Annotated in this window: 18 protein-coding genes and 1 rRNA gene; 15 read left to right on the forward strand and 4 right to left on the reverse strand. The window is 75.3% G+C overall.

Translation table 11 applies throughout. The features are described 5' to 3' along the window. From rrf to ACFZBX_RS26940, 3 genes are all read left to right on the forward strand, one after another. Positions 1–91, forward strand: a 5S ribosomal RNA gene (rrf, locus tag ACFZBX_RS26930); the annotation flags it as partial. Between the two features lie 203 nt (positions 92–294). Continuing rightward, entirely contained in the window at positions 295–1,773 is a 1,479-nt protein-coding gene (locus ACFZBX_RS26935; RefSeq protein ID WP_391536477.1) for a hypothetical protein, read from the forward strand. Then, a complete protein-coding gene (locus ACFZBX_RS26940; RefSeq protein ID WP_391536470.1) occupies positions 1,665–2,576 on the forward strand; it encodes a hypothetical protein in 912 nt (303 codons plus the stop codon). The genes ACFZBX_RS26935 and ACFZBX_RS26940 overlap by 109 nt, the downstream gene beginning before the upstream one ends. 115 nt (positions 2,577–2,691) lie before the next feature. On the opposite strand, the gene ACFZBX_RS26945 is transcribed toward ACFZBX_RS26940, so the two are convergent. After that, a complete protein-coding gene (locus tag ACFZBX_RS26945) occupies positions 2,692–4,062 on the reverse strand; it encodes a DUF1015 family protein (RefSeq protein ID WP_391536360.1) in 1,371 nt (456 codons plus the stop codon). Positions 4,063–4,154: 92 nt separating this feature from the next. On the opposite strand from ACFZBX_RS26945, the gene ACFZBX_RS26950 reads away from it, so the two are divergent. Together ACFZBX_RS26950 and ACFZBX_RS26955 are read left to right on the forward strand one after the other, a co-directional pair. Then, positions 4,155–4,781 (forward strand): tetratricopeptide repeat protein, encoded by a 627-nt coding sequence (locus ACFZBX_RS26950; RefSeq protein WP_391536361.1) that lies wholly within the window; start codon positions 4,155–4,157, stop codon positions 4,779–4,781. Positions 4,782–4,865: 84 nt separating this feature from the next. Next, the gene (locus ACFZBX_RS26955; protein ID WP_391536362.1) at positions 4,866–5,909 is read left to right on the forward strand and encodes an HAD-IIA family hydrolase; all 1,044 of its coding nucleotides are present in this window, start codon (positions 4,866–4,868) and stop codon (positions 5,907–5,909) included. Positions 5,910–5,949: 40 nt separating this feature from the next. Here ACFZBX_RS26955 and ACFZBX_RS26960 read toward each other — a convergent pair whose 3' ends face one another. After that, positions 5,950–6,297 carry an alkyl sulfatase C-terminal domain-containing protein gene (locus tag ACFZBX_RS26960; RefSeq protein WP_391536363.1) on the reverse strand — a complete coding sequence of 116 codons (348 nt, stop codon included), beginning with the start codon at positions 6,295–6,297 and terminating at the stop codon, positions 5,950–5,952. 183 nt (positions 6,298–6,480) lie between these two features. Between ACFZBX_RS26960 and ACFZBX_RS26965 the strand changes: the two genes are divergently transcribed. From ACFZBX_RS26965 to ACFZBX_RS26980, 4 genes are all read left to right on the forward strand, one after another. Next, entirely contained in the window at positions 6,481–7,323 is an 843-nt protein-coding gene (locus ACFZBX_RS26965; protein WP_391536364.1) for a hypothetical protein, read from the forward strand. Then, complete coding sequence (locus tag ACFZBX_RS26970) at positions 7,316–7,561, forward strand: hypothetical protein (RefSeq protein WP_391536365.1); 246 nt, start codon at positions 7,316–7,318, stop codon at positions 7,559–7,561. Before ACFZBX_RS26965 ends, ACFZBX_RS26970 begins: the two co-directional genes overlap by 8 nt. Before the next feature lie 45 nt (positions 7,562–7,606). After that, positions 7,607–8,413, forward strand: a complete 807-nt coding sequence (locus tag ACFZBX_RS26975; protein ID WP_391536471.1) for a TlyA family RNA methyltransferase — start codon at positions 7,607–7,609, stop codon at positions 8,411–8,413. Between the two features lie 92 nt (positions 8,414–8,505). Next, on the forward strand, positions 8,506–9,408 hold the full coding sequence (locus tag ACFZBX_RS26980; protein WP_391536366.1) for an NAD kinase: 903 nt from the start codon (positions 8,506–8,508) through the stop codon (positions 9,406–9,408). Between the two features lie 74 nt (positions 9,409–9,482). On the opposite strand, the gene ACFZBX_RS26985 is transcribed toward ACFZBX_RS26980, so the two are convergent. Beyond that, complete coding sequence (locus ACFZBX_RS26985) at positions 9,483–10,979, reverse strand: PLP-dependent aminotransferase family protein (RefSeq protein WP_391536367.1); 1,497 nt, start codon at positions 10,977–10,979, stop codon at positions 9,483–9,485. 137 nt (positions 10,980–11,116) lie between these two features. Here ACFZBX_RS26985 and ACFZBX_RS26990 point away from each other — a divergent pair, with 137 nt between their 5' ends. The 3 genes from ACFZBX_RS26990 (at position 11,117) to ACFZBX_RS27000 (ending at position 15,026) form a co-directional block, all read left to right on the forward strand. After that, the gene (locus ACFZBX_RS26990) at positions 11,117–11,842 is read left to right on the forward strand and encodes a YitT family protein (protein WP_391536368.1); all 726 of its coding nucleotides are present in this window, start codon (positions 11,117–11,119) and stop codon (positions 11,840–11,842) included. A gap of 88 nt (positions 11,843–11,930) precedes the next feature. Beyond that, positions 11,931–13,664: a DNA repair protein RecN gene (gene recN, locus ACFZBX_RS26995; RefSeq protein ID WP_391536472.1), complete on the forward strand. Its 1,734-nt coding sequence runs from the start codon at positions 11,931–11,933 to the stop codon at positions 13,662–13,664. 192 nt (positions 13,665–13,856) lie between these two features. Continuing rightward, on the forward strand, positions 13,857–15,026 hold the full coding sequence (locus tag ACFZBX_RS27000) for a glycosyltransferase family 4 protein (RefSeq protein WP_391536369.1): 1,170 nt from the start codon (positions 13,857–13,859) through the stop codon (positions 15,024–15,026). Positions 15,027–15,039: 13 nt separating this feature from the next. Here ACFZBX_RS27000 and ACFZBX_RS27005 read toward each other — a convergent pair whose 3' ends face one another. Further along, complete coding sequence (locus ACFZBX_RS27005; RefSeq protein ID WP_391536370.1) at positions 15,040–17,052, reverse strand: glycoside hydrolase family 15 protein; 2,013 nt, start codon at positions 17,050–17,052, stop codon at positions 15,040–15,042. 776 nt (positions 17,053–17,828) lie between these two features. On the opposite strand from ACFZBX_RS27005, the gene ACFZBX_RS27010 reads away from it, so the two are divergent. From ACFZBX_RS27010 to ACFZBX_RS27020, 3 genes are all read left to right on the forward strand, one after another. After that, the gene (locus ACFZBX_RS27010; protein ID WP_391536371.1) at positions 17,829–19,514 is read left to right on the forward strand and encodes a CTP synthase; all 1,686 of its coding nucleotides are present in this window, start codon (positions 17,829–17,831) and stop codon (positions 19,512–19,514) included. Positions 19,515–19,608: 94 nt separating this feature from the next. Next, complete coding sequence (locus tag ACFZBX_RS27015; protein ID WP_391536372.1) at positions 19,609–20,253, forward strand: NUDIX domain-containing protein; 645 nt, start codon at positions 19,609–19,611, stop codon at positions 20,251–20,253. A 189-nt stretch (positions 20,254–20,442) separates the two neighbouring features. Then, complete coding sequence (locus ACFZBX_RS27020; protein ID WP_391536373.1) at positions 20,443–22,587, forward strand: AAA family ATPase; 2,145 nt, start codon at positions 20,443–20,445, stop codon at positions 22,585–22,587. Positions 22,588–22,744 lie beyond the last annotated feature (157 nt).

The following is a 22,744-nucleotide window of genomic DNA, read 5'->3' on the forward strand; positions in this document are numbered from 1 at the left end:
GCCCGGTTACATTCCGAACCCGGAAGCTAAGCCTCACAGCGCCGATGGTACTGCAGGGGGGACCCTGTGGGAGAGTAGGACGCCGCCGAACAATTATTCAAAGCCGCGGCCCCCAGCGATTCGCTGGGGGCCGCGGCTTTTTTGCGTATGTGCGCAGGTGTGCACGACCGGCAGAACGGGACTTCCGCCCGGACGCGGGGTGTCCCCGGATGCCGGACAATGGAGATGGTGCACGGCCAGAAGGCCGGCGCCGAACCGCGTGAGGGCAGTGGTGCTGCCCGTTCCGCGGTGGAGATGAAGCAGCAGAAGGAGTCACCACGATGGCGAACCAGCCTCAGGACCGTCCCGAGCGTCGATCGGACGACGGCCGCGGCTACGAGCCCCGGTCTCGCGGGGGCTGGTCGAACGACCGTGGTCCGCGCCGCGACGACCGCCGCGACGACCGCCGGGATGACCGTGGCGGCGACCGCGGTGGTTTCCGTCGCGACGACCGGGGCGACCGTCCGGCCGGCGGCGGGTTCCGTCGCGACGACCGTCCGTCGGGCGGGTACGGCCGGGACCGTGACGACCGTGGTGGTGAGCGTGGCGGCTTCCGCCGTGACGACCGCCCCTACGGCGACCGTGGCGGCTTCCGCCGCGATGACCGCCCGGGTGGTTTCGACCGTGGCGGCCGTGATGACCGAGGCGGCGACCGCGGTGGTTTCCGTCGCGACGACCGTGGTGACCGTCCGGCCGGCGGTGGCTTCCGCCGTGACGACCGTCCGTCGGGCGGGTACGGCCGGGACCGCGACGACCGTGGTGGTGAGCGTGGCGGCTTCCGTCGCGACGACCGTGGTGACCGTCCGGCCGGTGGCGGTTTCCGTCGGGATGACCGTCCGGGTGGGTTCCGTCGTGATGACCGTGATGACCGTCCGCGTCGTGACGACCGTCCGTTCCGCGACCGCGACGACCGCGGTGGCGACCGTGGCGGCTTCCGCCGTGACGACCGCCCGTCCGGCGGCTACGGCCGGGACCGCGACGACCGTGGCGGCGAGCGCGGCGGGTTCCGCCGTGACGAGCGTGGCGGCTTCCGTCGCGACGATCGCGGTGACCGTCCGGCCGGCGGTGGTTTCCGTCGGGATGACCGTCCGGGTGGGTTCCGTCGTGATGACCGTGATGACCGTCCGCGTCGTGACGACCGTCCGTTCCGCGACCGCGACGACCGCGGTGGCGACCGTGGCGGCTTCCGCCGTGACGACCGCCCGTCCGGCGGCTACGGCCGGGACCGCGACGACCGTGGCGGCGAGCGCGGCGGGTTCCGCCGTGACGACCGTGGTGGCGAGCGTGGCGGCTTCCGTCGCGATGACCGCCCGGGTGGTTTCGACCGTGGCGGCCGTGATGACCGAGGCGGTGACCGCGGTGGTTTCCGCCGTGACGACCGTGGTGACCGTCCGGCCGGCGGTGGCTTCCGCCGTGACGACCGTCCGTCCGGCGGCTACGGCCGGGACCGCGACGACCGTGGCGGCGACCGCGGCGGCTTCCGCCGTGACGACCGCGGTGACCGCGGCGACCGCGGTGGTTTCCGTGGCGGGCGCGACGACCGTGGCGGCTACCGCGGTGGCCGTGACGAGCGCGGTGGCCGGGACCAGGACGACCGCCGGGGCAACTACGAGCCGGTCAAGCGCCTGCCGATCCCGGAGGACGTCACCGGCTTCGAGATCGACGCGGACGTGCGCCAGGAGCTCAAGAGCCTGCCCAAGACGCTCGCCGACGACGTCGCCCGCAACCTGGTGATGGTCGCCCGCCTGCTCGACAGCGAGCCGGAGGAGGCCTACCAGTACTCGCGCGTCGCGCTGCGGCTCGCCTCCCGCGTCGCCGCCGTCCGTGAGGCGGCCGGCTTCGCCTCCTACATGACCCAGCGCTACTCGGAGGCGCTGACCGAGTTCCGCGCCGCCCGCCGGATGACCGGCCGGGCGGACCTGTGGCCGGTCATGGCCGACTGCGAGCGCGGCCTGGGCCGCCCGGAGCGGGCGCTGGCGATGGCCGGCGAGCCCGAGGTCAAGCAGCTGGACAAGGCCGGTCAGGTCGAGATGCGCCTGGTCGCGGCCGGTGCGCGCACCGACATGGAGCAGTTCGACGCGGCCGTCGTCACCCTGCAGAGCCCCGAGCTGGCCTCGCCCGCCGTGCACGCGTGGACCGCGCGTCTGCGGTACGCCTACGCCGAGGCGCTGATCGCGGCCGGCCGTGGCGAGGAGGCCCGCGACTGGTTCGCCAAGGCCGTCGAGGCGGACAGCGACGGCACCACCAACGCCGCCGAGCGTCTCGCCGAGATCGACGGCGTGGAGTTCGTGGACGCCCTCGACCCCGAGCTCGCCGACGAGGAGACCGAGCCGGCGGTCGTCGAGCCGGCCAAGCGCAAGGGCGGCGAGGCCTCGGACGAGAAGGTCATCTTCGAGGACGAGGAGGACGTCGAGGAGTACTACGACGAGGACGACCTCGAGATCGACGAGGACTTCGACGGCGTGGTCCCCGAGCGGGCGGAGAAGGCCGACGAGGCCGACGAGGCCGCCAAGAACGACGGCGAGTCCGACAAGTAGTCGTCCGTCCTGACGACGAGTGAGGCCCTGCCGCACCCCGGGAGATCCGGAGTGCGGCAGGGCCTCACTGCGTTCCGGCCGGGCCACCGGCCACCGGGGCCGGCCGCCGGCCGCGTCAGCCGAGTTCGAGGTTGCGCAGCACCAGCCCGGTGGCCGGCTTCGGGCCGAACGAGGTGGACTTGCGCGGCATGGTGACGCCCTGTTCGGCGAGCCGACGGACGACGCTCTCCCGCACCGGGTGCAGCAGCACGGCCGTTCCGCCGCTGCGGGCGGCCTCGCGTTCGGCGGCGGCCGCCGTGTGCAGGTAACCGATGTCGTCGGGGCTGTCGGGGATCCGCCAGGTGTGGTCGAGCAGGGTGGAGTGCAGCACGGTGGCGTCCAGGTGGCGCCACTCCTCGGGCTTGTCGTGCGGCACGGTGGCGTCGAGCAGGGTCTCGTCGGGGTCGCCGACCAGCCGGTAGACGCCGTCCCCGCCGGTCAGCAGGAAGCCGCTGCCGCCGTGCCGCTTCTGCTCGGCGAGCGCCTGGAGGGCGGTGTCCAGCGGGCCGGGGACCTCCTTGACCCGCCACTGGTCGCCGAGCCGCCGCAGGGCCTCGGTGACCGGCAGGCGGTACAGCACCCGGTGGATGGCCCGCACCCGCAGCGGGTAGCGGGCGGTGTCGACCAGCAGCACCAGGCCCCGGTCCCAGGGACTGCGCGGCAGGTGGCGGTGCTCGCGCTGGAGCCGCAGGTACATCTCCCAGCGGTGGTGGCCGTCGGCGATGAGGGCCCGGCAGGTGGCCAGGTCGCGGCCGACGGCGCCGATCTCGGCGGGGTCGGTGACCGCCCACAGGCGGTGGTGGGTGCCGTCGGAGGTGGTCGTGGTGAGCAGCGGTTCGCCGTCCACCGCGCGTTCGACCACGCCGGACGCGCCGCCGCTGCCGCGGTAGGTGAGCAGCAGCGGTTCGAGGTTGGCCCGGGTGGTGCGCATCAGGCCGACCCGGTCGGCGACCGGCCGGGGCATCACGTCCTCGTGGGGGAGGACCACGCCGGCCTCGTTGCCGCTGATCGCGAGGGCGCCGATCAGGCCGCGTTGCAGCACCTCGGGGGTGTCGTCGGTGGCGGGTACCCGCTGCTCGTAGACGTACAGGGCCGGCACGGGGTCGGCGGCCAGGACGCCCTCGCGCTGCCACTCGCGCAGCAGCCGGGCGGCGTGCCGGTAGCGGGTGTCGCGGTCGGGGCGGTCGCCGGTGTCCTCCGGTTCTGGGCGCGGAAGGATCAGCCGGACGACGTTGTGCGGGTCGGCGGTCTCCAGGTCGAGTCTGCGGCCGGGGTCGACCACGTCGTACGGGGGCGAGGTGACGGCGGCCAGGGCGCCGACCCGGTCGGGGACGTACCTGAGGCCGCGGAAGGGGGACAGGGACAGACCTGCGGTGGCGACGTGCCCGGGATCGCCGGGGCCGCCGTGCGGAGACTCCACTCCGCTTTCTGCACTGGGTGTGCTCATTCTGGGCATCGTAACCGGGTACGCGTTGTTCAGAGATCGGAACACCCGTGCCGGTCCGGCGGCGGGTGTCGTGACCGAGGGCGAGGTACGGCGTGGACGAGCGCGACGAGCGGGTGGACGACGGCGCAGGTGGCGGCACGGCCGGGGCCGTCGGTGGCGGCGGCGTGCCGGAGCAGCAGCGGCGGTCGGGGGATCCGGCGGGGGACGTCTACGAGTGGTTCCGCCGGGGTGTGAAGCTGCTCGCTCAGGGCAATCCGGCGGCGGCCGAACAGCTGCTGGCGCGGGCGGCCGCGGCGGAGCCGGCCTCGCGCAGCATCCGGGAGGCGCTCGCCCGGGCGCAGTTCGACGCGGGCTCGTACGCGGCGGCGCTGGAGAACTTCCGGACCGTGGCGCTGGCGGATCCGTCGGACGACTACGCTCAGTTCGGGTGGGGTGTGGCGGCGGCCCGGCTGGGGGACTTCGAGACCTCGGCCGAGCATCTGGCGCTGGCCGTGGCGATGCGGCCGGACACCGACCACTACCGGGCCGCGCTGCGGCAGACCCGGGCGACGCTGGCGGCCCGGGCCGGGGCGTTCGGCCCGCTGCTGCCGGGGGCGCCGGGGTACCTGGAGCCGCCGGCCGGGGCGCAGGACGCCCCGGAGGGCCGGGCCTCCGGGCCGGAGCCGGGAACCACGGCGGGCCCGGAGCCGACCGGTGAGCGGGACCGGCGGGACGGCTGAGACCGGACGGCCGGTGCCGTGGCGCCGACGGCGTCGACGAGCACCGACGAGCACGACTGACGCGATGAGTGAGGTAGAGCAGGCATGACCGAGACGGCCACCACCGTGCGACGGACCGCCCCGGGCGGCAGCGAGCTGCCGCTGACCGAGGCGTACGACACGGCACTGCTGGACCTCGACGGCGTGGTGTACGCCGGACCGAACGCGATCGAGCACGCCGTGGACTCGCTGGCGGCGGCCCGCGCGGCCGGGATGCGGCTGGCGTACGTGACCAACAACGCCTCCCGGCCGCCCCGGGTGGTGGCCGCGCACCTGAGCGAGCTGGGTGTGCCGGCCGAGCCGGCGGATGTGATCAACTCCGCGCAGGCGGCCGCCCGGGTGCTCGCCGAGAAGCTGCCGGCCGGTGCGAAGGTGCTGGTGGTGGGCGGGCTGGGACTGGAGGAGGCGCTGGCCGAGCGCGGGCTGGTCACCGTCCGGACGCTGGCCGAGGAGCCGCTCGCGGTGGTCCAGGGCTTCGACGCCTCGGTGGGCTGGACGCAGCTGGCGGAGGCCTCGTACGCGGTGCAGTCCGGGCTGCCGTGGGTGGCGTCCAACACCGATGTGACGGTGCCGACCGCGCGCGGGATCGCGCCGGGCAACGGGATGCTGGTGGCGGCCGTGCGGGCGGCGACCGGGGTGGAGCCGGAGGTGGCGGGCAAGCCGCTGCCGCCGATGCACCGGGAGACGGTGCTGCGGACCGGCGCGAAGCGGCCGCTGGTGGTCGGCGACCGGCTGGACACCGACATCGAGGGCGCGTTCAACGGCGGGGTGGACAGCCTGCTGGTCTTCACCGGGGTGACGACGGCGGCGCAGCTGCTGGCGGCCCCGGCCGAGCACCGGCCGACCTATCTGGCGGCGGACCTGCGGGGGCTGCTGACCGGGCACGCGGCGGTCACGGCGCGGCCGGGCGGCGGGTTCTCCTGCGGCGGCTTCGTCGCGACGGCGCAGGACGGCGTGCTGCGGCTGGAGGGCGTCGGGGCGGACCGCTGGGACGGGCTGCGGGCGCTGTGCGCGGCGGCGTGGACCGCGCTGGACGCGGACGGCGAGCCGGCGGACGGCCGGAAGGCGCTGGCCGAGCTCGGGTTCTAGGACACGCCCTAGGCGTTCCAGGGGGTGGTGGCCGGCCGGGTCAGAGCAGGGTGCGCAGCCGCAGCAGATCGCGGAAGCCCGCCTCCAGCCTGACCCGGCCGCTCGCCCAGGCGGAGGCGAAGTTGAGCCGGCCGCCGACCAGGGCGACCAGGTCGTCGCTGTTCATGGTGAGCCGCAGGTCGGCCTTGTCGGCGGGGAGGCCGGGTGCCTCCTCGAGGTCCTGGATGCTGCCCTCGCGCAGCCGCCCGGTGAAGGTGAGGTCGAGGTCGGTGATCCGGCAGCTGAGCGAGCGGTCCAGTCCGGCGGCCTTGCGGACGTCACCGGTGGCCTTGGCGAGGTTGCGGCTGAGCTGCTCCAGCGCCTCTCGGCACTCCTCGGCGTCGGCCATGGCGGCGGATCCCCTCCTTCGGCGGGCCGCGGCGCTCCGGGGGGCCGGGTCCGGCGGCGGGTGACTGCCGGGCCACGGTACCGCAGGACGTGTTTGGCGGTAGCGTCGTCTGTGGGATGCCCGGATTCGTCCGGGCGTCGACGCGACGGAAGCGATGCGCGCAGGCGAATGGGAGGCACCCGGATGCTGCCGAGGACGGTACGAGGAGCGGTGGCGGCCGCGGCCGTACTGGTGGAGGAGGTCGGCAAGCGCGTCGTCGGGACGGCGGCCGACCTGCTGGAGAAGGGCGGGGTCGACGTCGCGGAGGTGGAGCGGCGGCTGGGCGGGCAGTTTCCGCCCTCGGCGAAGTCGCTCCAGACGCTGGCCGAGGAGGCGGTGACCGCCGGCCGGGCCGGGGTGGACCTCGCGGTGGGGGTGGCGCGCGGTGAGGTCGAGAAGGTCTTCGAGCGGGTCGGCGACCAGGTGACCAAGGTGGGCGTGGTGCTGGCCTACCTGGAGAACAAGCTGCGCGAGGTCGAGGAGGACGACGCGGCGGAGCGGGACGGGTCCGCGCCGGCCGCGCCCGCGCCCCGGGCCGGCGGGCTGTTCGAGGAGGGCTGGGAGCAGGAGACGGCGGGTTCGGCGGAGGCCGAGCGGATCGCGGTGGACGAGCCGGTGGAGGTCGACCCGCCGGTGCCGCCGGCCGGCGCGGCCCCCGTTGCGCAGGCCGCCACGGCCGACCCGGCCGCCCCCGTCGCCCAGGCTGCTCCGGCCGTCCCGGCGAAGAAGGCGGCGGCCAGGAAAACCGCCGCCAAGCGGAGCACGGCGGCCGAGAAGCCGGCGGCCGAGAAGCCGGCCGCCGCGAAGAAGGCGGCCGCGAAGAAGACCGCGGTGAAGAAGACGGCCGTCAAGAAGACCGCGACCGCCAAGCGGACCACGACCGCGCGCAAGACCGCCGAGGCGGGCCAGGACCAGCCGCCGGCCAAGCGGACCGCGACCAGGAAGACCACCGTCCGCCGGACCACCACCAAGAAGCCCGATGCCTGAGCCGCAGCCCCCGACCGGACCCGCCCCTGCCCCCGCCCTCGCGCCTGCCCCCGTCCCCGGCGCCGGTGAGCCGCAACCGCTCGGTGTCGAGCTGACCGCCACCGGGCACCCGGCGGTGGACGCCGGCCTGGCCCGGCTGGAGGCGCTGGACGGGGTGCCGACCGACGCGCACCCCGCGGTGTACGAAGATGTCCATCAGCGGCTGGCCGACACGCTGGCCGCCCTCGACCGGGACTGACCGGGCGAACGAGAACCATCCGTAGGAGCTGAAACACCAGTGGCAGTGGCACGACGCCGACTCGACGCGGAGCTGGTCCGCCGCAAGCTGGCCCGGTCGCGGGAGCACGCCTCCGAGCTGATCGCGGCCGGCCGGGTGACCGTCGGCGGGACCACCGCGACCAAGCCGGCCACCCAGGTGGAGACCTCGGCGGCGGTCGTGGTGGCCAAGGACGAGAACGACCCCGACTACGTCTCGCGCGGAGGCCACAAGCTCGCCGGGGCGTTCGCGGCGTTCCTCCCGCAGGGCCTGGTCGTCGAGGGCCGCCGGGCGCTGGACGCGGGCGCGTCCACCGGCGGGTTCACCGACGTGCTGCTGCGTGCCGGGGCGGCGCACGTGCTGGCGGTGGACGTGGGCTACGGGCAGCTGGCCTGGTCGCTGCAGAGCGACGAGCGGGTCACCGTGATGGACCGCACCAACGTCCGCGAGCTCACCCCGGAGATGATCGGCGGCACCAGGGTCGACCTGGTGGTCGGCGACCTGTCGTTCATCTCGCTTGGCCTGGTGCTGCCCGCGCTGGCCGGCTGCGCCGCCGAGGACGCGGACCTGGTGCTGATGGTCAAGCCGCAGTTCGAGATCGGCAAGGAGCGCCTCGGCAGCGGCGGGGTGGTGCGCAGCCCGCAGCTGCGGGCCGAGATGGTGCGCCAGGTGGCGGGCCAGGCGTGGGAGCTCGGACTGGGTGTGCGGGCGGTCACCGCGAGCCCGCTGCCCGGACCGTCCGGAAATGTCGAGTACTTCCTGTGGATGCGCCGGGACGCGCCCCCGCTGGACCCCGCGGAGGCGGACCGGGCCGTCGCCGAGGGCCCCCGATAGGGTGCTCTGGGGACGTCCGGTCCGTCATGCTGGGTGGCGCGGCCGTACCGGGCCGACGGGGACCCGGGCGGCGTAGGGAGAGGGCAGCGGGCATGAGTGATGAACGTACGGTCTTCCTGATCGCGCACACGGGCCGCGAGGCGGCACTGCGCAGCGTCGAAGGACTGGTGCACGGCCTGCTCAAGGCGGGGATCCGGATCAGACTGCTGGCCGCCGAGGCCGTCGACCTGGACCTGCCGACCGGGGTGGAGACGGTGGCCGGGGGCCCGGGCGCGGCGGACGGCTGTGAGCTGATCCTGGTCGCGGGCGGGGACGGGACACTGCTGCGCGGGGCCGAACTGGCCCGCGAGCACGGCCTGCCGATGCTCGGCATCAACCTGGGCCGGGTCGGGTTCCTGGCCGAGGCGGAGCGGGACGACCTGGCGGTGGTGGTCGAGCGGGTGGTCGACGCGGACTACGAGGTCGAGGAGCGGATGACCCTCGACGTGATCGTCCGCACCAACGGCGACGTGGTGCACCACGACTGGGCGCTGAACGAGGCCTCGATCGAGAAGGCGGCCCGGGAGCGGATGCTGGAGGTGGTGACCGAGGTGGACGGCCGTCCGGTCTCCAACTTCGGCTGCGACGGGGTGGTGTGCGCCACGCCGACCGGGTCGACCGCGTACGCGTTCTCCGGCGGCGGACCGGTGGTCTGGCCGGAGGTGGAGGCGCTGCTGATGGTGCCGATCAGCGCGCACGCGCTGTTCGCCCGCCCGCTGGTGACCTCGCCGGACTCGGTGCTGGCGGTGGAGGTGCAGCCGAAGACCCCGCACGGGGTGCTGTGGTGCGACGGCCGGCGCTCGGTGGAACTGCCCGCCGGGGCCCGGGTCGAGGTGCGCCGGGGGCAGACCCCGGTGCGGCTGGCCCGGCTGCACCGGGCGCCGTTCACCGACCGGCTGGTGGCGAAGTTCGCGCTGCCGGTGACCGGCTGGCGCGGCCGGGCCGACACCCACTGACCGCCCCGCTCCGACGGCCCGCCGTAACGGGCGGGCCGCCGGAGCGCGAGGGCCCGTCAGAGTGCCGGGGACCGTCAGACCGCCAGGGGCTGGGTGTCGTCGGAGCCCTGCCAGCGGCCCTCGTCCTCGGCGCGGACGGCGACCTCGGCGAGCCGGCGGACGGCGTCCGGCGCGGCGGGGGCGGCCACGGTGAGCGGGATCCGGATGTGGTGCTCGAAGGCGCCGTCGGAGCCGAACCGGTTGCCGGCGGCGATCCGGACCCCGGCGCGCTCGCCGGCCCGGGCCAGCGCCGCGCCGGAGACCCCGCCGGTGGCGACCCAGAGCGACAGCCCGCCCGGCGGCAGGGTGAACCGCCAGTGCGGCAGTTGCTCGCGCAGGGCGGCGTCCAGCGCCCCGGCGCTGTCCCGCAGCCGGGCCAGCTGGTGGGCGCGGACGGCCGGCAGGTCCCCGGTCAGCAGCTCGGCGGCGATCAACTGGTCCAGGACGGGTGCGCCGACGTCGCTGTAGACCCGGGTGGTGGCCAGCCGGCGCACGAGGGCGGGCGCGGCGCGCACCCAGCCGATCCGCAGGCCGCCCCAGAGCAGCTTGCCGGCCGAGCCGACGGTGACCACCTGGGCGGCGCGGTCCAGGGCCGCCGTGGGGCGGGGCGGGGTGACACCCTCGGGCAGGCCCCAGCCGAGTTCGGCGGTGGTCTCGTCGGCCAGGACGACGGTGCCGGCGGAGCGGGCGGCGGCGAGCAGTTCGCGCCGCTGCTCCTCGTCGATCAGCGCGCCGGTGGGGTTGTGGAAGTCGGGGATGACGTAGGCGGCCTTGGGCGCGGCCCCGCTCAGCACCCGCCGCCACTCGGCGAGGTCCCACTCGAAGGCGGGGGTGAGCGGGACGGGGACCAGCCGGGCCTCGTTGAGCCGCAGCGCCTGGAGGGTGTGGGCGTAGCTCGGCGCCTCGACGGCGACCCGGTCGCCGCGGCCGAGCAGGGCCTGGCGGACCAGGTGCAGGGCGCCCATCGCGCCGATGGTGATCAGGATCTGGTCGGGGGTGGTCGGCAGTCCGCGGTCGGTGAAGCGGCGGGCGACCGCCTCGCGCAGCACCGGGACGCCGGTCGGGTAGTGGCCGTGCCCGGCGGCGTACGCGGGCAGCTGCTCGACGGCGCGGGCGGCGGCCGCGGAGAGGAAGGGCTGCGGGGCGGGCAGCGCGGCGACCCCGAGGTCCAGGGTGCGGCCCTGCTCGTCCGGCGGCACCGGGTGCAGGGCGTCGCTGGGCGGGGCCGAGCCCTCGGGCAGGGCGGTCCAGCTGCCGGAGCCGCGGCGGCTGCGCAGGTACCCGTCGGCCCGCAGGGCCTCGTAGGCGGTGGCCACGGTGGTGCGGCTGAGCCGCAGGGCCAGGGCCAGCTCGCGTTCGGCGGGCAGCCGCGCGCCGACCGGAAGCCGGCCCTCGGAGACCAGCAGCCGGACCTGGGCGGCCAGCGTGCGGTAGGCGGGGCGGCGGGCGGCGCCGGCCGGCTCGGGCAGCCGCGCGGTGGCGAGCAGCCGGGCGAGCGCCGCGGAGGTGACGGTGGTCTGCCAGTCGGCCATGGCTCATCAGTCCACTTGCTGGGGATTGGCCCTGTCGTGGGCCTTATTGGCCTGGCCATCATGGCAGGGCGGCCGTTGAGTCCGCCACCGTCGGGCCGCGCGTCACGGCGGTGCAGCACCACCTGCTCGGAGATTCCATGGCCACCAGCGTGAGCACCCGCCCGTCCCCGTCCCCGTCCGGCGCCCCCGAGCGCCCGGGCCTCGCCGTCCGCCTGCTGGGCGACACCCACGCCCTCGGCCGCCGGCTGCCGCAGCTGTTCGGCGGCCTCGCGCTCTACGGGGCCAGCATGGGCCTGATGCTCCGCTCCGGCCTCGGACTCGACCCCTGGGACGTCTTCCACCAGGGCTTGCAGGGCACCTTCGGGCTCTCGGTGGGAGCCTGGGTGACGATCTGCGGCGCGCTGGTGCTGCTGCTGTGGATACCGCTGCGCCAGCTTCCGGGCCTCGGCACCCTCGCCAACGTGCTGGTGATCGGCGCCGCCATGGACGCCACGGTGAGCCTCGTCGACGCCCCCGGGGCGCTGTGGGCCCGGATCGCGCTGATGGTGGGCGCGATCGTGCTCAACGGCCTGGCCACCGGCCTCTACATCGGCGCCCGGCTCGGCCCGGGGCCGCGCGACGGCCTGATGACCGGCCTGCACCGGCGCACCGGCGGCTCGCTGCGGCTGATCCGCACCGGCATCGAGCTGATCGTGCTGGCCGCCGGCTTCCTGCTCGGCGGCACCGTCGGCGTCGGCACCGTCGCCTACGCACTGGCCATCGGCCCGCTCGCGCAGTTCTTCCTGCCCTGGTGCACCGTTCCCACCGAGGGGCAGCGGAAGCAGAGGGCCGGGAAGAGGCGGGTGGACTCCCGGAAGGGGTGAACTTCCGGGTACGGAGTTGCCACGTGTGGTTGTCGCTCGTCGCGCGGCGGGGGCGGAACCTCGTAAGGTCGTCTCCGTGTTGGACGAGATGCGGATACGGGATCTTGGGGTCATCGACGACGCGGTCGTCGAGCTGGCCCCCGGCTTCACCGCCGTGACCGGCGAGACCGGCGCCGGCAAGACCATGGTGGTGACCAGCCTCGGCCTGCTGCTCGGCGGCCGCGCCGACCCGGGCCTGGTACGCAACGGAAGTGCCCGCGCGGTCGTCGAGGGCCGCCTCGAACTGCCCGCCGGCTCCCCGGCGGCGGCCCGGGCCGTGGAGGCCGGCGCCGAACTGGACGACGGCGCGCTGCTGATCAGCCGGACCGTCTCCGCCGAGGGGCGCTCCCGCGCCCACGTCGGCGGCCGGTCCGTCCCGGTGGGCCTGCTCGCCGAACTCGGCGAGGACCTGATCGCCGTGCACGGCCAGACCGACCAGCAGCGCCTGCTGCGCCCGGCCCGCCAGCGCGGCGCCCTGGACCGGTACGCGGGCGAGGCCGTCGCCGAGCCGCTGGCCCGCTACCGCGAGGTCTACCGCAGGCTGCGCGAGGTCTCCGCGACCCTGGAGGAGCTGACCACCCGGGCCCGCGAGCGCGCCCAGGAGGCCGACCTGCTGCGCTTCGGCCTGGACGAGGTGGCCGCCGCCGAACCGGTGGCCGGCGAGGACGAGGAGCTGTCCGCCGAGGCCGAGCGGCTCGGCCACGCCGACGCGCTCTCCTCCGCCGCCACCCTGGCGCACGCCGCGCTGGCCGGCGACCCGGCCGACCCGGAGGCACTGGACGCGGGCACCCTGCTCGCCCAGGCCCGCCGCGCGGTGGAGGCCGTCCGCCACCACGACGAGCGGCTCGCGGCCCTCGCCGACCGCCTCAACGAGGTCGGCTACCTGCTCGCGGACGTCGCCGGCGACCTGGCCGGCTACGCCGACGACCTGGACGCCGACCCGGTGCGCCTGGCCGCCGTCGAGGACCGCCGGGCCGTCCTGGCCCAACTGCTGCGCAAGTACGGCGGCCCGGAGAACACCCTGGCCGAGGTGATCGCCTGGGCCGAGGCCGGTTCCGCGCGGCTCGCCGAGCTCGACGGCGACGACGAGCGGATCGACGAGCTCGGCGCCCGGGAGACCGCGCTGCGCGCCGAGCTGGCCGACCTCGCGGCCGAGGTGTCGGCCGCCCGGCAGGCCGCCGCCGGGCGCTTCGCGGAGGCCGTCTCCGCCGAGCTCGCCGAGCTGGCGATGCCGCACGCCCGGGTCACCTTCGCGATCAGCCGGCTGGACGACCTCTCCGGGATCGAGATCGAGGGCCGCACCGTCGCCTACGGCCCGCACGGCGTGGACGAGGTCGAGGTGCTGCTCGCCCCGCACCCCGGCGCCCAGCCCCGGCCGATCGCCAAGGGCGCCTCGGGCGGCGAGCTGTCCCGGGTGATGCTCGCCGTCGAGGTGGTCTTCGCCGGCGCCGACCCCGTCCCCACCTACCTGTTCGACGAGGTGGACGCGGGCGTCGGCGGCAAGGCGGCGGTCGAGATCGGCCGCCGGCTCGCCAAGCTGGCCGAGAGCGCCCAGGTCGTCGTGGTCACCCACCTGCCGCAGGTGGCGGCCTTCGCCGACCGCCACCTGGTGGTCGAGAAGACCCACGACGGCACCGTGACCCGCAGCGGCGTCAAGGTGCTGAGCGACGAGGAGCGGGTGCGCGAGCTCTCCCGGATGCTGGCCGGCCTGGAGGACTCCGAGCTGGGCCGGGCACACGCCGAGGAGCTGCTCGCCGCGGCCCGCGCCCCCCGGCGCCGCTAGCCGAAGGCCCGGCCCGCTCCGGCGGCCCTCACGGACCGGCCACGACGCGCCCCACCGGGGGCGCCGACTGTCCAAGAGGGCCGCCGACCTGGCATGGTGGCCGCTGGACACTGGCCTTCCTGTCCCGAGCGCCGCCGGAGGGAAACCCCCGTCCGGGGCGCGCGTAGCTGATCGAGTCGGATGCGAGACGACGTGGACCATTCCGCCGCCCGGGCCGCCGCGGCCACCCCCGAACCGGGGCAGCTCAGCGTGGTGCTCGTCCTGGCCGCCAGTACGGGCGGCATCGGCGCGCATGTGCGTTCCCTGGCACAGGGCCTGGTCGCGCACGGAGTGAGCGTCACGGTGTGCGCCCCCGCCGGCGCGGACGCGCTGTTCGGCTTCTCCCGCACCGGCGCCCGGTTCCACCTGGTCGACATCACCCCGACCGCGGGCGCCCGCAGCGACGCCACCGCCATCGGCGAGCTGCGCCGGGCGTTCACCGGCGCCGACGTGGTGCACGCCCACGGGCTGCGCGCGGCGCTGCTGTCCGACCTCGCGCTGCGCACCGCGGGCCGCTTCCCGGGCCTGCGCCCGGAGACGCCGCTGGTGGTCACCGCGCACCACGCGCTGCTCGCCACCGGCATGGAGCGCCGGCTCCAGCGGCTGATGGAGCGCCGGGTGGCGCGCGCCGCCGACCTGGTGCTCGGCGCCTCCTCGGACCTGGTGGCCCGGGCCCGGGAGCTCGGTGCCACCGACGCCAGGCTCGGCCCGGTCGCCGCCCCGCCGATGCCCGAGGGCCGGCTGGAGCGCGGGCGGGCCCGGGCCGCGCTGCTCGGCGAGGGGCCGGACCGCCCGCTGGTGCTCGCGGTCGGCCGGCTCGTCCCGCAGAAGGCGTTCGGGCTGCTGCTGGACGCCACCGGGGAGCTGTCCGCGGTGGACCCGCATCCGCTGCTGCTGCTCGCCGGGGACGGCCCGGAGGCCGCCGGGCTGCGTGAGCGGGTGGCGGCCGAGAAGCTGCCGGTGCGGCTGCTCGGCTACCGCACCGATGTGCCCGACCTGCTGGCCGCCGCCGACGTGCTGGTGGTCTCCAGCCGCTGGGAGGCCCGCTCGCTGGTGGTCCAGGAGGCGATGCGGGCGGGCGTGCCGGTGGTCGCCACGGCCGTTGGCGGCATCCCCGAACTGGTCGGCGACGCCGCCGTGCTGGTCCCGCCCGGTGACGCCGTGGCGATCGGCCGGGCGGTGCGCGGGCTGCTGGCCGACCCGGCGCGCCGCGAGCGCCTGGTGGCGGCCGGCCGGCAGCAGGCGGAGACCTGGCCGGACGAGGCCGCCACCGTCGCCCAGGTGCTCAGCACCTACGACGAGCTGGTGCAGCGCAACCGGTAGCCGTCCGGCGGATTCAGACGGTGGCCTGCTCGCCGGCCCGGTCGGCGGCCAGGCCGTCCGGCTGGGCGGAGAGGTAGGCGCCGCCGCAGGCGGTCAGCCGCAGCGCGGTGTCGATCAGCGGGACGTGGCTGAACGCCTGCGGGAAGTTGCCGACCTGCCGCTTGAGCCGCGGGTCCCACTCCTCGGCGAGCAGCCCGAGGTCGTTGCGCAGCGACAGCAGCCGGTCGAACAGCTCGCGTGCCTCCTGCACCCGGCCGATCATCGCGAGGTCGTCGGCCAGCCAGAACGAGCAGGCCAGGAAGGCGCCCTCGTGGCCGGAGAGGCCGTCGACGTTGTTGCCGCTCTCGTCGTGGGTCGGGTAGCGCAGCACGAAGCCGTCCTCGGTGGCGAGTTCGCGCTGGATCGCCTCGATGGTGCCGATGACGCGCTTGTCGTCCGGCGGCAGGAAGCCCACCTGCGGGATGAGCAGCAGCGAGGCGTCCAGCTCCTTGCCGCCGTAGTACTGGGTGAAGGTGTTGCGGCCCGGGTCGTAGCCCCGCTCGCAGACGTCCCGGTGGATGGTGTCGCGCAGCTCCCGCCAGCGCTCCAGGTGGCCGCCGTCCGGCGCGTCCTCGGGGGTCTGCTCCAGCAGCTTGATGGTGCGGTCGACGGCCACCCAGGCCATCACCTTGGAGTGGACGAAGTGCCGGCGCGGGCCGCGCACCTCCCAGATGCCCTCGTCCGGCTCCTGCCAGTGCTCCTCCAGGTACTCGATGAGCCGCAGCTGGAGGTGGTGGGCGTGGTCGTTGCGGACCAGGCCGGTCATGTGGGCCAGGTGCAGCGCCTCGACGACCTCGCCGTAGACGTCCAGCTGGAGCTGGCCGGCCGCGCCGTTGCCGACCCGCACCGGCTGGGAGCCCTCGTAGCCGGGCAGCCAGTCCAGCGAGGACTCGGTGAGCTCGCGCTCGCCGGCGATGCCGTACATGATCTGCAGGTTCTCCGGGTCGCCGGCGACCGCGCGCAGCAGCCACTCGCGCCAGGCGCGGGCCTCCTCGCGGTAGCCGGTGCGCAGCAGCGAGGAGAGGGTGATCGCGGCGTCGCGCAGCCAGGTGTACCGGTAGTCCCAGTTGCGCTCGCCGCCGATGTCCTCGGGCAGCGAGGTGGTGGGGGCGGCGACGATCCCGCCGGTGGGGGCGTAGGTGAGGCCCTTGAGGGTGATCAGGGAGCGGACCACGGCCTCCCGGTAGGGGCCCTGGTAGGTGCACTGGCCGACCCACTCGTGCCAGAAGTCGGCGGTGGCGTCGAGCAGTTCCTCGGCGTCCGGGGCCGTCGGCGGCTCCAGGTGGGAGGCCTGCCAGGTGAGCGCGAAGGCGATCCGCTCGCCGGCCGAGACGGTGAAGTCGGCGTAGGTGGTGAGGTTGCGGCCGTAGGTGTCGGCCTCGCCGTCCAGCCACACCGAGTCGGGCCCGGCCACGGCGACGGTGCGGTGGCCGCCGTCGGGCTGCTCGACCCGGTGCACCCAGGGCACGACCCGGCCGTAGCTGAACCGCATCCGCACCGCGGAGCGCATCCGCACGGTGCCCTCCACGCCCTCGACGATCCGGATCACCTGCGGGACGGCGTCCTTGCCGGCGAGCGGCCGGGGCGGCATGAAGTCGATCACCCGGACGGTGCCGCCCTGGGTGTCCCACTCCTGTTCCAGGATCAGCGAGTCGCCCCGGTAGCGGCGGCGGTCGGCCGGCACGGCGGGGGCGCCGGCCGTGGGCGGCGGGATCCGCAGGTCGGCGGTGTCGGTGAGGCGGACCGGCGCGGGGGCCGGGGTGGCGGCGGGGACGGGCTCGGCGGCGGGGCCGGGCAGGTCGGTGGCCGCCACCTCGGCGGGGCCGATTCGCCAGAAGCCGTGTTCGTCGGTGCCGAGCAGGCCGGCGAAGACCGCCGGTGAGTCGAATCGGGGCAGGCAGAGCCAGTCCACCGCTCCGTCCCTGCTGACGAGGGCGGCGGTCTGCATGTCCCCGATGAGTGCGTAGTCCTCGATACGGCCGGCCACGTGATCTCCAGTTCGCAATGTGGTCACGACGCATCGGCGATCCGAGGGGGAGCCAGCGGTGTGGCGGGACCGGGGCCACCCCGGGACGTCCGGCCCTCCGCGGGGTGGTGGCGGGCCTTGCTGGAGTGTCCACGAGGGCTCGCTCGAGCCTCTGGGTGGGTGGGGAGAGCAAGAAAATACGGGGAGGTCCGGTCGCGCATCGGGGACCGAGAGGTTCCTGACCCTCCCACGCCCTCCGCGAGCTCGTGTTGTCGGCGATGCGTCCGAGCAGCTTACGACGGACGAAAGGGGCGAAGCACGCGGGCACAGCGCGATGTGGCGCCGCATTTCGGCGGAAATACCGCGCATCGCGGGGGAGTCCGCCAGGATGGCTCGGAAGGATCAGCTCCGGATGGTTCGAAGTGGGGATCCGCGATGGCCCGGCCGAGCTGGTCCGGACCATTGCGGGGTGGCCCGCTCGGGCCGGTGGTGCGACTCGTGTGACAACTGCGCCGGGTGGTGCGCCGGTGGCGCGCCCGGCGTACGCCCCCGGGGCGACCCGGCGGATCCCGCCCGGGAATCCGGCCCGCCGGCGCCGCGCGGGAGCGGCCCGGAACGCGTCCGGGCCGGGTCACTGTTACCCTGGTATCCCGTGGACCGGTGGGATCAAACGCCCCGGACCGGCCGAACCGACGACCCCCAGGGCGCTGTGCCCCGCACCGCCCTTCTCGTCGGAACGGCGCGCCGCGAGCCTCCCACCACGTCACCTTCGACTCGCGACCCACGGGAGCCCCCTCTTGGCACAGCCCCATTCCGGCAAGGCATCGAACGGCCGCGCCGTGACGACCAAGCACCTCTTCGTCACCGGGGGTGTCGCCTCGTCGCTCGGCAAGGGCCTCACCGCCTCCAGCCTCGGCGCCCTGCTCAAGGCCCGCGGCCTGCGCGTCACGATGCAGAAGCTCGACCCGTACCTCAACGTGGACCCGGGCACCATGAACCCGTTCCAGCACGGTGAGGTCTTCGTCACCGACGACGGCGCCGAGACCGACCTCGACATCGGCCACTACGAGCGGTTCCTGGACACCAACCTGCACGGCTCGGCCAACGTCACCACCGGCCAGGTGTACTCGACCGTCATCGCCAAGGAGCGCCGCGGCGAGTACCTGGGCGACACCGTCCAGGTCATCCCGCACATCACCAACGAGATCAAGTCCCGGATCCGCCGGATGGCGACCGAGGACGTCGACGTGGTGATCACCGAGGTCGGCGGCACCGTCGGCGACATCGAGTCGCTGCCGTTCCTGGAGGCCGTCCGCCAGGTCCGCCACGAGGTCGGCCGGGACAACGTCTTCTTCGTGCACGTCTCCCTGCTCCCCTACATCGGCCCCTCGGGCGAGCTGAAGACCAAGCCGACCCAGCACTCCGTCGCCGCGCTGCGCAACATCGGCATCCAGCCCGACGCCGTCGTGCTGCGTGCCGACCGCGAGGTCCCGCAGGCCATCAAGCGCAAGATCTCGATGATGTGCGACGTCGACGAGGAGGCCGTGGTCGCCGCGATCGACGCCAAGTCGATCTACGACATCCCCAAGGTGCTGCACGGCGAGGGCCTGGACGCCTACGTCGTCCGCCGCCTGGACCTGCCGTTCCGCGACGTGGACTGGACCACCTGGGACGACCTGCTGCGCCGCGTCCACGAGCCGCAGCACATCGTCAAGGTCGCGCTGGTCGGCAAGTACATCGACCTGCCGGACGCCTACCTGTCGGTGACCGAGGCGCTGCGCGCCGGCGGCTTCGCCAACAACGCCCGGGTCGAGATCAAGTGGGTCACCTCCGACGACTGCGAGACCCCCGAGGGCGCGCAGGAGCAGCTCGGTGACGTCGACGCGATCTGCATCCCCGGCGGCTTCGGCGACCGCGGCGTCAACGGCAAGGTCGGCGCGATCACCTTCGCCCGCGAGAACCGGATCCCGCTGCTGGGCCTCTGCCTGGGCCTGCAGTGCGTGGTCATCGAGGCCGCCCGCAACCTGGCCGGCCTGCCCGAGGCCAACTCCACCGAGTTCGACGCCGCCGCCAAGCACCCGGTCGTCTCCACCATGGCCGAGCAGCTGGCCATCGTCGACGGCAAGGGCGACCTGGGCGGCACCATGCGCCTGGGCCTGTACCCGGCCAAGCTCGCCGAGGGCTCGATCGTCCGCGAGGTCTACAACGGCGAGCAGTACGTCGAGGAGCGCCACCGCCACCGCTACGAGGTCAACAACGCCTACCGGGCCGACCTGGAGAAGACCGGCCTGATCTTCTCGGGCCTCTCCCCGAAGGGCGACCTGGTCGAGTACGTCGAGTACCCGCGCGAGGTGCACCCCTACCTGGTGGCCACCCAGGCCCACCCGGAGCTGAAGTCCCGGCCGACCCGCCCGCACCCGCTGTTCGCGGGCCTGGTGAAGGCCGCGATCGAGGTCAAGACGGCCCCGGCCGACGCCGAGTAGGCGACCCGCGTTCCATCGAACGGCGGCCCCGCGATTCCTGCGGGGCCGCCGTCCGGCGTTAGATTGTGTCGTACTGACGAAAAGGGGAGACGTGATGGACGACCGCAGGACCGCCGATGTCGCCGACCGGGCCGAGGAGTGGGAGGTGCAGGGGAGCACCACGCCGTTCCAGGGGCGGGTCACCGGCGTGCGCAGCGAGGAGGTCCGGATGCCCGACGGCAGCTGGGCCCGCCGCGACTACCAGACCCACCCCGGCTCGGTCTCCGTCCTCGCGCTGGACGACCGGCAGCGGGTGCTGATCCTGCGCCAGTACCGCCACCCCGTGCGCCAGCGCCTCTGGGAGCTGCCGGCCGGCCTGCTCGACGTGCCCGGCGAGAACCCGCTGCACGCCGCCCAGCGCGAGCTGTACGAGGAGGCGCACTGCAAGGCGGGCAGCTGGCGGGTGCTGGTCGACTTCTACACCTCGCCCGGCGGGACGGACGAGGCGCTGCGGCTCTTCCTGGCCACCGACCTCGCCGAGGCGGAGGGGCGGCGCTACGAGGCGCACGGGGAGGAACTGGAGCTGGAGTCCGCCCGGGTGCCGGTGGAGGAGCTGATCCGGCTGATCCACGCCGGGAAGCTGCACAACCCCACCCTGATCACCGGCACCCTGGCGCTCTACGCGGCCCTGCACGGGCCGGGCGGCCTGGAGTCGCTGCGCCCCGCCGACGCCCCGTGGCCCGCGCGGCCCTTTGTCTAGGGTCCGGCCCGCCTCCGGGCGCTGTCGGCCGGTGCCGGCGGTCGGGGCGCTTCGGCCGGCGGGGTGATTTGCCGATTCGTACGACCGGATGTCACCTCGGCGTGAGCGGATGGCCGAACTACGCTTCGCAGACGGGGCGTCCGCTGCGGGCCGCCTCCGGGAGCGCGGGCGACGTCGGGAGTGGCACGGGTGGCGAGGAAGACGGTGACGATGGAGGCCGGGCCCGGCGCGTCCGCCGAGCGGGTTCCCGGGCTGGACCGGCTGCCCGCCGGGCCCGCCCTGTTCGTCGGCCGGCGCACCGAGCTGGCCGCGCTGCGGGCCGCCGCCGCACGTCCGGCGGAGGGCCGCAGCCCGGTGCTGGTGCTGGCCGGCCGGCCGGGTTCCGGCCGGACCGCGCTGGCCGTGCGGTTCGCCGTCACCGTCGCCGCCCAGTACCCCGACGGCGTGCTCTTCGCCCGGCTGTCCGCGCCCGACGGCGCCCGGGTGGCGCCCGCCCGGGTCGCCCGCCGACTGCTGGAGCAGCTCGGCGCGGACACCGCGGGCGTCCCGCTGCCCGGCACCGTCGAGGACGGGCGGGCCGACCCGGCGTGCGTCGCGCTGCGCCGGGCCCTGGCCGGGCGGCGCGTCCTGCTGCTGCTGGACGACGTCCGCGATGCCGGGCAGCTGTGGCCGCTGCTGGCGGACGAGCCGGGCTGTCTGGTGCTCGCCACCACGGCCGGACCGCTCACCGGGATCGAGGACATCGACCCGGTCATCCTCGGCGGGCTCGACCGCCCGGCGGCCGCCGAACTGCTCGGCGACCTGGTCGGCGGGACGCGGATCAGCTGCGACCCGGTCGGCGCGGCGGACCTGGCGGAGGCCTGCGGGTCCCAGCCGGCGGCGCTGCGGCTGATGGCGGGGCGGCTGCGCGGCAATGCGAAGCTGGCGGTGACGGAGGCGGCGAAGGAACTGGCCCGGGCGGTCTTCGAGGCGTCCGCTCCGGGGACCGGCGGCGGGGCCGGGGCCGCGGGCAGGCCCGCCGAGGAGGCGAAGCCCGAGAAGGGGGAGAAGGCGGAGAAGCCCGGGAAGCCCGGGACGGCCGCCGCGAAGCCGGAGAAGAGCGGGAAGGCCGCGAAGCCGGCGCAGGCCAGCCGGAGGAAGGGGACCGGGGCCGGGGAGGAGCCCGGGGCCACCGGTCCCGCGCCCGTTGCGACGCCCCCGGCCGAGCCGGCCCGGGACCCGGCCGCCTGGGTGCGGCCCGAGCCCGAGCCCGCCGAGCCCGTCCCGGTGCCGGACAACGACCCCCTGGTCGGCGCCTTCACCCTCGCCTACGCGACCCTGCCCCCCGCCCAGGCGCGGATGCTGCGCGCGCTCACCCTGGCCCCGGCCCAGTGCGCCGACCTGCGCACCGCCTCCGCGCTGGTCGGCTGCCCGGCCCCGGAGGCGGCCGGCACGCTGGCCGCGCTCGCCGAGCGGGAACTGCTCACCGAGGAGCCGCCGGCCGCCGACGGCACCGCCCGCTACCGCGTCCCCGGCCGGCTGCACCCCCGGCTGGTGCGGCTGCGCGAGCGGGAGGACCGGCCCGCCGAGATCGAGCTGGCCCGGGCCCGGCTGCTGGAGCGGCTGGTCCGGCTCACCGAGTCCGCCCGGGCGCTGCTCGACCCCGCCGGCGGGCCCGGCCCCGACCCGCTGCCCGGTCCGCTGCGGCTGGCCTCCGCCGCGCACGCCCGCCAGTGGCTGCTCGGCGAGCGCGACCTGCTGCTCGGCGCGGTCGCCGACGCGATCGGCCAGGGCGACCTCGACGGCTCGGCCGGCCGGCTGGTCACCGCGCTGCTCCGGGCGCTGCCGCTGACCGGCGCCGCCGCCCCCGCCGACCTCTACCGGCTGCACGAGCTGGTGCTCACGGTGGCCGAGCGGCACGGCCGTCCGCGCCGGGCCTCCGCCGCGCTGCTCAACCTGGGCGACCTCCAGGCCGCCGCGGGCGGCTGGGCGCAGGCCTCCGGCCACTACCGGGCCGCCCTGGAGCACGCCAGGTCCGCCGACGACGAGGCGCTCTGTGCCCGCGCGCTGGAGGGCGCGGCGGGCTGCCACCGGGCGCTCGGCGACGCGGTGCGCGCCGCCGACTGGTACGGCCGGGCGCTGGGCCTGCGGCAGTCGATGGGGGACCAGGCCGCCGAGGCCAGGCTGCTGGCCAGGGTGGCCGAGGCGCACACCGCCCAGCGCCGGTTCGAGGAGGCCGAGCGGGAGTACCGGGCGTCCCTCGCGGTGCTGCGCAGGCTCGGCGACGAACACGGCCGGGAGGCCGTCGGCACCGCCCTGGCGGAGCTGCGGGAGCGCGTCGTGGCAGGGTGGTAGCGGGCGGTTCGGGAGTATTGTCGAAGATGCCCGGTCGGTGCCTCTTTGGCAGGAAGATCACGCAGGAAGCCTACGAACCTGCCAATGTCTCCGGCAGATTTATTCACTTTGGAAGGCTGACAGGCCGCCTGGGCTTCATTACACTCGAACTTAGTCG

The organism is Kitasatospora sp. NPDC008115 (genome assembly GCF_042957205.1).
Classification (GTDB): domain Bacteria; phylum Actinomycetota; class Actinomycetes; order Streptomycetales; family Streptomycetaceae; genus Kitasatospora.

What these genes read in the sequence shown, in the direction of transcription:
- ACFZBX_RS26955 (WP_391536362.1), top strand. Translation starts at nt 4,866, where the DNA reads ATGACCGAGACGGCCACCACCGTGCGACGGACCGCCCCGGGCGGCAGC.
- ACFZBX_RS26965 (WP_391536364.1), top strand. Translation starts at nt 6,481, where the DNA reads ATGCTGCCGAGGACGGTACGAGGAGCGGTGGCGGCCGCGGCCGTACTG.
- ACFZBX_RS26970 (WP_391536365.1), top strand. Translation starts at nt 7,316, where the DNA reads ATGCCTGAGCCGCAGCCCCCGACCGGACCCGCCCCTGCCCCCGCCCTC.
- ACFZBX_RS26980 (WP_391536366.1), top strand. Translation starts at nt 8,506, where the DNA reads ATGAGTGATGAACGTACGGTCTTCCTGATCGCGCACACGGGCCGCGAG.
- ACFZBX_RS26935 (WP_391536477.1), top strand. Translation starts at nt 295, where the DNA reads ATGAAGCAGCAGAAGGAGTCACCACGATGGCGAACCAGCCTCAGGACC.
- ACFZBX_RS27015 (WP_391536372.1), top strand. Translation starts at nt 19,609, where the DNA reads ATGGACGACCGCAGGACCGCCGATGTCGCCGACCGGGCCGAGGAGTGG.
- ACFZBX_RS26945 (WP_391536360.1), bottom strand. Translation starts at nt 4,062, where the DNA reads ATGAGCACACCCAGTGCAGAAAGCGGAGTGGAGTCTCCGCACGGCGGC.
- recN (WP_391536472.1), top strand. Translation starts at nt 11,931, where the DNA reads ATGCGGATACGGGATCTTGGGGTCATCGACGACGCGGTCGTCGAGCTG.
- ACFZBX_RS26990 (WP_391536368.1), top strand. Translation starts at nt 11,117, where the DNA reads ATGGCCACCAGCGTGAGCACCCGCCCGTCCCCGTCCCCGTCCGGCGCC.
- ACFZBX_RS26960 (WP_391536363.1), bottom strand. Translation starts at nt 6,297, where the DNA reads ATGGCCGACGCCGAGGAGTGCCGAGAGGCGCTGGAGCAGCTCAGCCGC.
- ACFZBX_RS26985 (WP_391536367.1), bottom strand. Translation starts at nt 10,979, where the DNA reads ATGGCCGACTGGCAGACCACCGTCACCTCCGCGGCGCTCGCCCGGCTG.